This is a genomic window from Pseudactinotalea sp., assembly GCF_048594945.1.
GTDB lineage: Bacteria > Actinomycetota > Actinomycetes > Actinomycetales > Beutenbergiaceae > Pseudactinotalea.
This window is the reverse complement of record NZ_JBMDXJ010000165.1, coordinates 1-8,085: the sequence shown is the minus strand read 5'-3', so window position 1 is coordinate 8,085 and position 8,085 is coordinate 1. Positions and strand designations below refer to the sequence as shown.

Sequence of the window (8,085 nt, the reverse complement as noted above, 5' to 3'; positions counted from 1 at the left end):
TGGGGATCGTCGAGACGAATGCTCGGAACAGGAGCACGCAGAACGACAACCCGAAGGTCGCCTGGATGAGGATCATGCCCGGGATCGTCTTGAAGAGTCCCAGCGTCTGCATCACCCAGATCGTCGGGACGACGGCGGGCGGCACGATCAGCCCGGCGAGCACCATGAAGTTGACCGCCGGATTCCAGCGTGAGCGACGTCGCTGCAGCACGTATCCCACCATCGCGGCGAACACGACCATGATCGCGACGCTGAGCACGGTGATCAGCGTGCTGTTGATGAATGCCCGCACGACGATCCCGTTCCGCACGCTCAGGACATCGACGAGGTTCTGCCAGATCGCCCACTCCGTGGGGAGCGAGAACTCCAGCCGGGATGCCTCGGGCGCCGTCTTGCTCGCGGTCAGGAAGATGAACACGAACGGGACGATGAACACGACCACCGACAGCGCGATCGAGATCAGGCCGACCACGATGCTGCGGATCTTCGCCTGCCGCCTCATCGCTCGACCTCCCGCCGGTTGAGGAAGTACGAGACCGGGACCACGATCGCCGTGACCACGACGAACAGCACCACGTTGCCGGCGGTCGAGAGCCCGTAGAAACCAGCCTGGTACTGCTTGTAGATCACCGAGGCGATCACGTCGCTGGTGAACCCCGGACCGCCGCGGGTCGTCGCCCAGATCAGGTCGAACGAGCGAAGTCCGCCGATCAGCGACAGCAGCACCACGGTGGCCGTGGCCGGGCGCACCAAGGGCAGCGTGATGTGCAGGAAGTTCTTCCATCCACCGGCACCATCGACCTTGGCGGCTTCGTAGTACTCCTGCGGGATCGCCGCCAGCCCGGCGATGTAGATGAGCGTCGCGATACCGACGCCCTTCCAGACATCGATCAGCGCGACCGAGAACAGCGCCCACTGCGGATCGGTCAGCCACCCCGGGCCGGTGATGCCGAGCGCCGCCAGCGAGGAGTTGAGCAGACCGTCGAACGGATCGAGCAGCACCTTGAAGGTGATGCCGACCCCGATCGCCGAGACGAGCACCGGGAAGAACACGACCGACCGCAGATACCCTCGGCCGATCAGCTGGCTCGTGAGGAGCAGCGCCAGCGCCAGCCCGAGCACCACCTTCATGCCCGATGTCATGAAGCCGTAGATGAAGGTGTTGATGAAACCGGTACGCAGCTGCGGTTCGCTGAAGAACGTGACGAAGTTCTGCATCCCGGTGAACTCGACGTCCTGCAACGTCCATCGCGTGAACGCGAAGTAGAACGAGGCGAACGTCGGTACCGCGAAGAGCACCACGTACAGCAGACCTGCGGGGACGTAGAACCACGTCGGGTAGATCGACTTCTTGGAGCGCCGCCGCTCGGCGGTCCTCGCGGGGTTGACGGCGACCTGGGCCATCAGCTCACCTGCTTCCTGGTCAGCAGCGGTAGGGGTCAGCACCTGCCCGCCCCGCACCCATCGGCGCGGGGCGGGCAGGATCGATCACCAGCCCTCGAGGCCGAGCTGTTGCGCCTGCTTGATCACGTCTTCGTCATACGTGGCAGCGCCCTCGTCGGCGGTCGAGATGCCGGAGCCGACCGCGACCGTGATGTTCTCCAGGTTCGGGCCCTTGATCGGCGAGAGGAACTCCAGCGCCGGTCCGGCCAAGTCGTTGTCGACCCAGGTCTGCACGTCCTGCAGCAGCGCAGGCACGTCGCTCGGGAGCTCGCACAGGCTCGTGGTGAACGGGCCTGCCGGTGCGTTGAACTCCGTCTGCAGCGCGCAGCCCTCGGGCGAGTTGATGAAGGCGACGAACAGCTTGGCCGCCTCGAGCTCGTCGCCCTCGGTGGTGTTGGGGATGTAGGCGGCGTTCGGCAGCCAGATCGTGGCGCGCGTGTCGTCGGCGTCCTGCGCCGGCAGCGGGAAGTAGCCGACGTCGTCGATGTTGTCCGGGTAGTTCTGTGTGATGCTCGAGATCGCCGAGGTGAGGATCGGGTAGTGCGCCGCCTCGCCGGTGGCGACCATGCCGACGCCGTCGTCATACGTCGCCGAGGCGAAGTTCTCGTTGTAGAAGCCGGCCTCGTAGGTCTCCTGCTGGTTGGCGAATCCCTGCAGGCCTGGCTGGTCCACGTACTTGCGGTTGTTCGCGGTGTACTCGGTGGCCCAGTCGGGGTCCTGGGCGGCGACGTTGGCGAAGTCGGCCAGGACGAACAACTGACTGGTCCAGGTGTCACCGTAGGTCTGGACGATCGGTGTCGTGCCCGCTGCCGCGATCGCTTCGTTGTTCGCCATGAAGTCCGCCCACGACGTGGGGACCTCGAGCCCGAGCTCCTCGTAGATCGGCTTGTTGTAGACCACCCCGCCGGCCTGCGACGTGCCTGTGGGCGGACCGTAGATCGCGCCGCTCTCGGTGGACACGACGGCGACCATGCTGTCGATGAGCGTGCCCGCCCACTCCTGATCGCTCAGGTCGACGAGGTTCTGATCCGGGTTGAGTGCCTGCAGCAGCGACCCTGAGTTGTAGAAGAAGACATCTTCCATCTCGCCGGTGGCGAGCTTGGTCTTGTTGAGGTTGTCGCCCTCGGTGCCGGCGGGCTGGGTGTTCATGGTGACGTTGATGTCCGGATGCTCGGCCTCGAACGCCTCGATGAGCGCCTCCAGATACGCCGGCCCGGTACCGGTGCTTCCGGTCAGCGCGGTGATCTCGACGGTGTCTCCCTCACCGCCGCCACCACTCGAGCACGCAGCCAGCGCGATGGCCGCACTCGCAGCGATGGCGATCGCCGCACCGCGTCGCTTCTGAATCGTCATTCCCTGACCTCCTCGTCATGGCGTTTCCCGCAGCACACCGTTGGCTGCGTTGAAACGTTACAAGAAGAGTCGCACGAAGTGCAAGTGCCGTCAAGGTTTTCGCCGTTACGATCCCGTAACGGCGTTTCAGCTCATGAACATGCCGCCATCGACGTTGATCGCCTGCCCGGTGATGTAGCTCCCGGCGTCGGAGGCCAGATACAGCAGCAGGTTCGCCACGTCGGCCACCGCCGCAGGGCGGCGCAACGGGATGTCGTCGATCCACTCGGCGATGAGCTCACCCGGCTGGTACTCGCCGAGCCGCCGGCCCCACTCGGCATCGTTGTACGCCCACATCTCGGTCTCCACGATGCCGGGGCAGTAGCAGTTCACCCGGATCTGGTCGGGCGCGAGCTCCTTGGCCAGCGACTGCGACATCCCGATGATCCCCATCTTCGACGCCGCGTAGTGCGGCGTGTAGATGAAGCCCTGCCGCCCCTGCCCCGAGCTCGCGTTCAGCACGCTGCCACCACCGGCTGCCCGAAGCAGCGGGACGGCCTCTCGCGTGGTGGTGAAGGCCGCCGTGGTGTTGACTGCGAGCACGCGCGCGAAGTCCGCGGTGCGGAGGCTCTCGACGTCCGAGATCGTGATGATGCCCGCGTTGTTCACGAGCACGTCGAGCGCGCCCCAGTCCTCACGCACGCGCGCGAACAGCGCCGTCACCTCGTCCTCGTTCGTGAGATCGACGACGGCGGAGCTCGCCTCGTGCCCTCGGCTCACCAGATTCTCGGCTGCCTCGACCACGCCGGGGTCACGGTCGACGAGCAGCACGGCCGCACCGCACTCGGCGAAGGCCTGCGCGATTCCGAGACCGATGCCGCGCGCCGCACCCGTCACGACCGCACGGCGACCGGAGAAGTGGCCGGCGAAGATCGGAGAGGCCACGGCAGCGCCGTCGGTCATGAGTCCTCGCCGTACCCCTGGAACAGTGCACGCTGCACGAGCGCGAGAGCACCGAGGGCGTCGTGCTTCTCCTGCGCGGCCCGCACCCCCTCGATGTCCAGCACGTCGAGGCCCCGCTCCACCGCCTTGAGGAAGTCGATCGCGTGGTCAGCGGCGGCGACCGAGTCCTCCCGGAACGGGAACTGGTCGAGCTGCCACACGCCCTCCCAGCCGTTCTTGCGCAGCGTGTAGAAGAACTCGAACAGCTCGATCGGGTGCACGGTGCCGGCGACCATGTCGTCGTCCCAGCCGCGCATGTTGTCGTTGACATCCATGCCGAAAAGGCGGCCGTAGTCGATCGCGAGCTGGGCGGAGTCGGCGGGCGACTCACCGCCGAACAGTGCGTGCCCGAAGTCGAGCAGGATGCCGACGTTGGGCAGCCCGATCTTCTCGATGCCCAGCAGCGTGCGGGTGACCGAGTCGAAGCTCATGTGCACGCGCGGCTCGCGCGGCTTGTACTCGATGACGAACTTGAGGTCCGGGTTCTCGGCCGCGAGCGCGCCCACGCCGTCGAGCGAGGCCTTCCAGAGCGCGCCGTGGTCCACCTGGAACGGATAGTCCCAGCCGTCCTGGCCGGGCCAGAGCTTCACGTAGTCGGCACCGAAGTGCCGCACCACGCCGGCTGCCTCGGTGACCAGCTCGTGCGCGAGCCGCCGCACACCCGGGTCGGGGTTCGTGAAGGATCCCTTCATGAAGGTGCGCGTGTAGATCTCGGGCGTGATGCCGATGACCGACAGCCCGGCCTTCTCGAGCGCGGCACCTACCTGCTCGTTGCTGAACTCGCCGCCCCAGAACGGGTAGTTGAGGTCGACGACGGACAGGTCGCGCACCTGCCCGGCCAGCTCGATGCCGTCGAGGATCGTCTTCGGCTCGCCGTACCCGTCGGTGGCGTACCGGTCCACGTAGGTGGCGAAGTGCCAGATCCCTGCTCCGTAGCGCTGTGCCATCACTGATCTCCTTCAACTCGGGGTGGGCTGGTACGCGCCAGCCCGACGGCGTGATGCCAGGCTGCGCGGGCGGCTCGCGTCTGTGTCGGGTCGCCCTGGGGGGTGAAGCGTGTGGTGCGGTCCTCACGAACCGGCGCCAGCCCGGCGCTGACCGCGGCGACCTCGGCTGCTCCGAGCACGGAGAGCGCCGCCGCGTCCGGGCGCAGCACCTCACGACCGGAGACATCGGCCTGGAGTTGCATCAGGCTGTCGTCGCGTGCAGGCGCACCATCGGCGCGTACGGTCGCGATCGGCGCCGCCTTCGTGGCAGCGCTCAGCACGTCCTCGACCTGGTGCACGATCGACTCCACGCCTGCGCGCGCCAGCACGGCGGCGTCGGTCCCGAGATCGAAGCCGTGCAGCACGGCGCGGGCGGAACCATCCCAGTACGGCGCGCCGAGACCGGCGACAGCGGGGACGAGCATCACACCGTGGTCTGCGGGTGCGGTGCGCGCGAGCGCGGTGAGCTCGTCGACCTCACGGCCGAGCAGCCGTGACAGCCACGCCAACGTGGCGCCGGTGGACAGGATGTTGCCCTCGATCGCGCGCTGCGGCGCTGCGCCCCCCACCTGCCACGCGATGGTGCCGACGAGGCCGGAGGGCACCTCCCCGGCCGCGCTGAGCCCCATCACCGATGATCCGGTGCCGTACGTGACCTTGACCGCCCCGGGCTCGCGGACACCGTGGCCGTAGAGGGCGGCGTGCGAGTCGCCGAGCACGGCGGTGAAGGCGCGCCCGAGCAGATCGGGAGCCGGCGCGCTGGGCGCATCCGAGGCGCGCACCTGCGGCAGCGTCGCCGCGGGGATGCCGAACAGCTCGACCAGCTCGTCGGACCAGTTCCCCGTCGCGAGGTCGAGGAGCTGCGTGCGGGAGGCGTTGCCGGTCTCGATCCGGTGCTCGCCGGTGAGCGCGAACAGCAGCCACGAATCCACGGTCCCGACCGCGAGCTCGCCTCGCCGCGACCTCTTTCGGTCCGGATCCACCTGGTCGAGGAGCCACGCGATCTTGAGCGCGGAGAACATCGGATCGAGTGGCAGCCCCGTGATCTCGCGAACGCGTCCAGCATCCGCCTCCGACACGGCCGCCACCTCATCGGCGGTACGCCGGTCCTGCCAGCCGAGCATCGGACCTACCGGTTGCCCGGTCGCCCGGTCCCACACGAGCGCCGACTCACGCTGGCTGCTCAGCCCCAGTGCGACGACCCTGGCCTCGACGCCGTCGCTCGCCTCACGCACTGCTGTGCGGACGCTGTCGAGGATCTCGATGGCGTCCTGCTCCACCCACCCCGGCCGCGGGTGCTGCTGACCGATCGGCACGCTCACCTCGCGCACGAGGCGGCCGACACCGTCGACGCACGCGACCTTGGTCGAGCTCGTCCCCTGGTCGATCGCGACGACGAGCGGCCCCGCGTCACCCGCCGAACCGTTCACCGCCATCTCCGGGAGGTCATGCGTGCAGTGCGTCGGTTGCCACACGGACGATGTTGTCAGAGGTGAGCCCGAAATGCTCGAGGAGCACGTCGTTGCTCCCGGTGGGAGCGAACTCCGTCAGCCCGAGCGGAATCACCCGGCGGCTGAGGCCCTCCCGGGCCACCAGCTGCGCCACCGCGGCACCGAGACCGCCCGCGATGTTGGCCTCCTCGGCCACGATCACGGCGCGAGTCCCGTCGGCCGCATCGAGGAGCGTCGCCTCGTCGAGAGGAGAGATCCAGGCGGCATTGAGCACCCGGGCCGAGACGCCGTCGTCGGACAGTCGCCGAGACGCCTCGAGAGCCCGCGAGACCAACGTGCCGGTCGCGATGATGGCGATGTCGCCGCCGGGCACGACGATGTCGATACGACCGCGCACGAGGTCGTCGCCCTCGGACGTGACGTCCGGGACCTTGTGGCGCCCGATCCGCATGTAGGTGGGGCGCGGCTCGGCCGCCACCAGGCGCATCGCCTGCCGGGTCTGCTGCCGGTCGGCCGGCACCACGATGTCGAGGCCGGGCAGCGCCCGCATCCAGGACAGGTCCTCGACGGAGTGGTGGGTGGGGCCAAGCTCGCCGTAGGCCATCCCGGGGCTCATGCCGCACAGGATCACGGGGTGCTGGGAGTAGGCGACATCGGCCTTCACCTGCTCCGTCGCGCGGCCGGTGAGGAACGGTCCCGCGCCGCACACGAACGGGATCAATCCGGTCGCGGCGAGGCCGGCCCCGATCCCGACCATGTTCTGCTCGGCGATACCGACGTTGATCAGTCGATCCCCGAACTCCTCCCGGAACGCACCGAGATTCGAGGACCCGACCGAGTCGTTGCACACGGCGACGACCCGCTCGTCGGCGCGGGCGAGTGCCGCCAACTCCTCGGCGAAGGCGGTCCGGTTGTCGTACCCGGTCGCGGTGGGCTCGTCGACGCGGCTCCGGGGTCCCCGCGGAGTTGTTCGGGGGAGCGAAGCGGGGGAGAAGAACTCCGTGGGGTGGTTCATCATGCACTCTCCCCCAGCTCGGCCAGTGCGGCCGTCACCTGTTCGGCCGTGGGCACCTTGTGGTGCCACTCGACACGGTCCTCGATGAACGAGACACCCTTCCCCTTGATCGTGTTCGCGACGACGGCGACCGGTCGCCCGGTGCTCGACGGCGCGAACGCCTCGAGCAGCTGGGTGACGTCGTGCCCGTCGACCTCGCGGACCTCGCAGCCGAACGCCGCGAGGCGCTCGCCCAACGGGTCGAGCGCGTTGGTCTCTTCGGTGCGCGCGCCCTGCTGCAGGCGGTTCCGATCGACCACGAGCGTGAGGTTGGCGAGCCGGTAGTGGGCGGCCGCCATGATCGCCTCCCAGTTCGATCCTTCCTGCATCTCGCCGTCGCCGGTCACCACGAACACGCGGCGCTGGGAACCCTGCAGCCGCAGCCCCAGTGCCTCGCCGACCGCGACCGGCAACCCGTGCCCGAGCGGCCCGGTGTTGGTCTCGACGCCGGGAACCTTGGTGCGGTTCGGGTGTCCGTTGAGTGCCGAGAACGGCGCCATGAAGGTGGTCAGCTCAGAGGTGGCGAAGTAGCCGCTGTGGGCGAGCATCGAGTACAACGCGGCGGCGCAGTGCCCCTTCGACATGATGAAGCGGTCACGATCCGCACGAGCCGGGTCGGCAGGGTCGACGTCGAGGACGCCGAGGTAGAGCACGGCAAGGATGTCGCTGACCGACAGATCGCCGCCGATGTGACCGGCGCGCGCGGCGTCGATCGTGCGCACCACCGACCGCCGCACCCGCTGAGCGGCCTCGTGGATCATGGTCACTCGTTCGGCCTCGTCGGCGGCGGCGATCGCCTCGCGCTCCTGCCGCCACC

7 protein-coding genes and 1 pseudogene are annotated in these 8,085 nt (G+C 68.4%); all 8 read right to left on the bottom strand.

Annotated elements, in window-relative coordinates; genetic code table 11:
* Window positions 1–502 (bottom strand): annotated as a pseudogene (locus ACOJSN_RS07495) (carbohydrate ABC transporter permease); the annotation flags it as partial.
* Entirely contained in the window at window positions 499–1,404 is a 906-nt protein-coding gene (locus ACOJSN_RS07490; RefSeq protein ID WP_420111881.1) for a carbohydrate ABC transporter permease, read from the bottom strand. The gene ACOJSN_RS07490 and the pseudogene ACOJSN_RS07495, both read right to left, overlap by 4 nt.
* A gap of 84 nt (window positions 1,405–1,488) precedes the next feature.
* Window positions 1,489–2,796 carry an ABC transporter substrate-binding protein gene (locus ACOJSN_RS07485; RefSeq protein WP_420111880.1) on the bottom strand — a complete coding sequence of 436 codons (1,308 nt, stop codon included), beginning with the start codon at window positions 2,794–2,796 and terminating at the stop codon, window positions 1,489–1,491.
* Between the two features lie 126 nt (window positions 2,797–2,922).
* Window positions 2,923–3,738, bottom strand: coding sequence for an SDR family NAD(P)-dependent oxidoreductase (locus tag ACOJSN_RS07480; protein ID WP_420111879.1), 816 nt, complete (start codon window positions 3,736–3,738; stop codon window positions 2,923–2,925).
* Entirely contained in the window at window positions 3,735–4,724 is a 990-nt protein-coding gene (locus ACOJSN_RS07475) for a sugar phosphate isomerase/epimerase family protein (RefSeq protein ID WP_420111878.1), read from the bottom strand. The genes ACOJSN_RS07480 and ACOJSN_RS07475 overlap by 4 nt, the downstream gene beginning before the upstream one ends.
* Complete coding sequence (locus ACOJSN_RS07470) at window positions 4,724–6,193, bottom strand: FGGY family carbohydrate kinase (protein ID WP_420111877.1); 1,470 nt, start codon at window positions 6,191–6,193, stop codon at window positions 4,724–4,726. Before ACOJSN_RS07470 ends, ACOJSN_RS07475 begins: the two co-directional genes overlap by 1 nt.
* 16 nt (window positions 6,194–6,209) lie before the next feature.
* Window positions 6,210–7,229 (bottom strand): transketolase family protein, encoded by a 1,020-nt coding sequence (locus ACOJSN_RS07465; protein WP_420111876.1) that lies wholly within the window; start codon window positions 7,227–7,229, stop codon window positions 6,210–6,212.
* Window positions 7,229–8,085, bottom strand: an 857-nt coding sequence (locus ACOJSN_RS07460) for a transketolase (RefSeq protein WP_420111875.1), incomplete at its 5' end; no start/stop codon positions are given. The genes ACOJSN_RS07460 and ACOJSN_RS07465, both read right to left, overlap by 1 nt.

Excerpts from the sequence above, each read along its gene's own strand:
- ACOJSN_RS07490 (WP_420111881.1), bottom strand. The coding sequence starts at position 1,404 with ATGGCCCAGGTCGCCGTCAACCCCGCGAGGACCGCCGAGCGGCGGCGC.
- ACOJSN_RS07485 (WP_420111880.1), bottom strand. The coding sequence starts at position 2,796 with ATGACGATTCAGAAGCGACGCGGTGCGGCGATCGCCATCGCTGCGAGT.
- ACOJSN_RS07480 (WP_420111879.1), bottom strand. The coding sequence starts at position 3,738 with ATGACCGACGGCGCTGCCGTGGCCTCTCCGATCTTCGCCGGCCACTTC.
- ACOJSN_RS07475 (WP_420111878.1), bottom strand. The coding sequence starts at position 4,724 with ATGGCACAGCGCTACGGAGCAGGGATCTGGCACTTCGCCACCTACGTG.
- ACOJSN_RS07465 (WP_420111876.1), bottom strand. The coding sequence starts at position 7,229 with ATGAACCACCCCACGGAGTTCTTCTCCCCCGCTTCGCTCCCCCGAACA.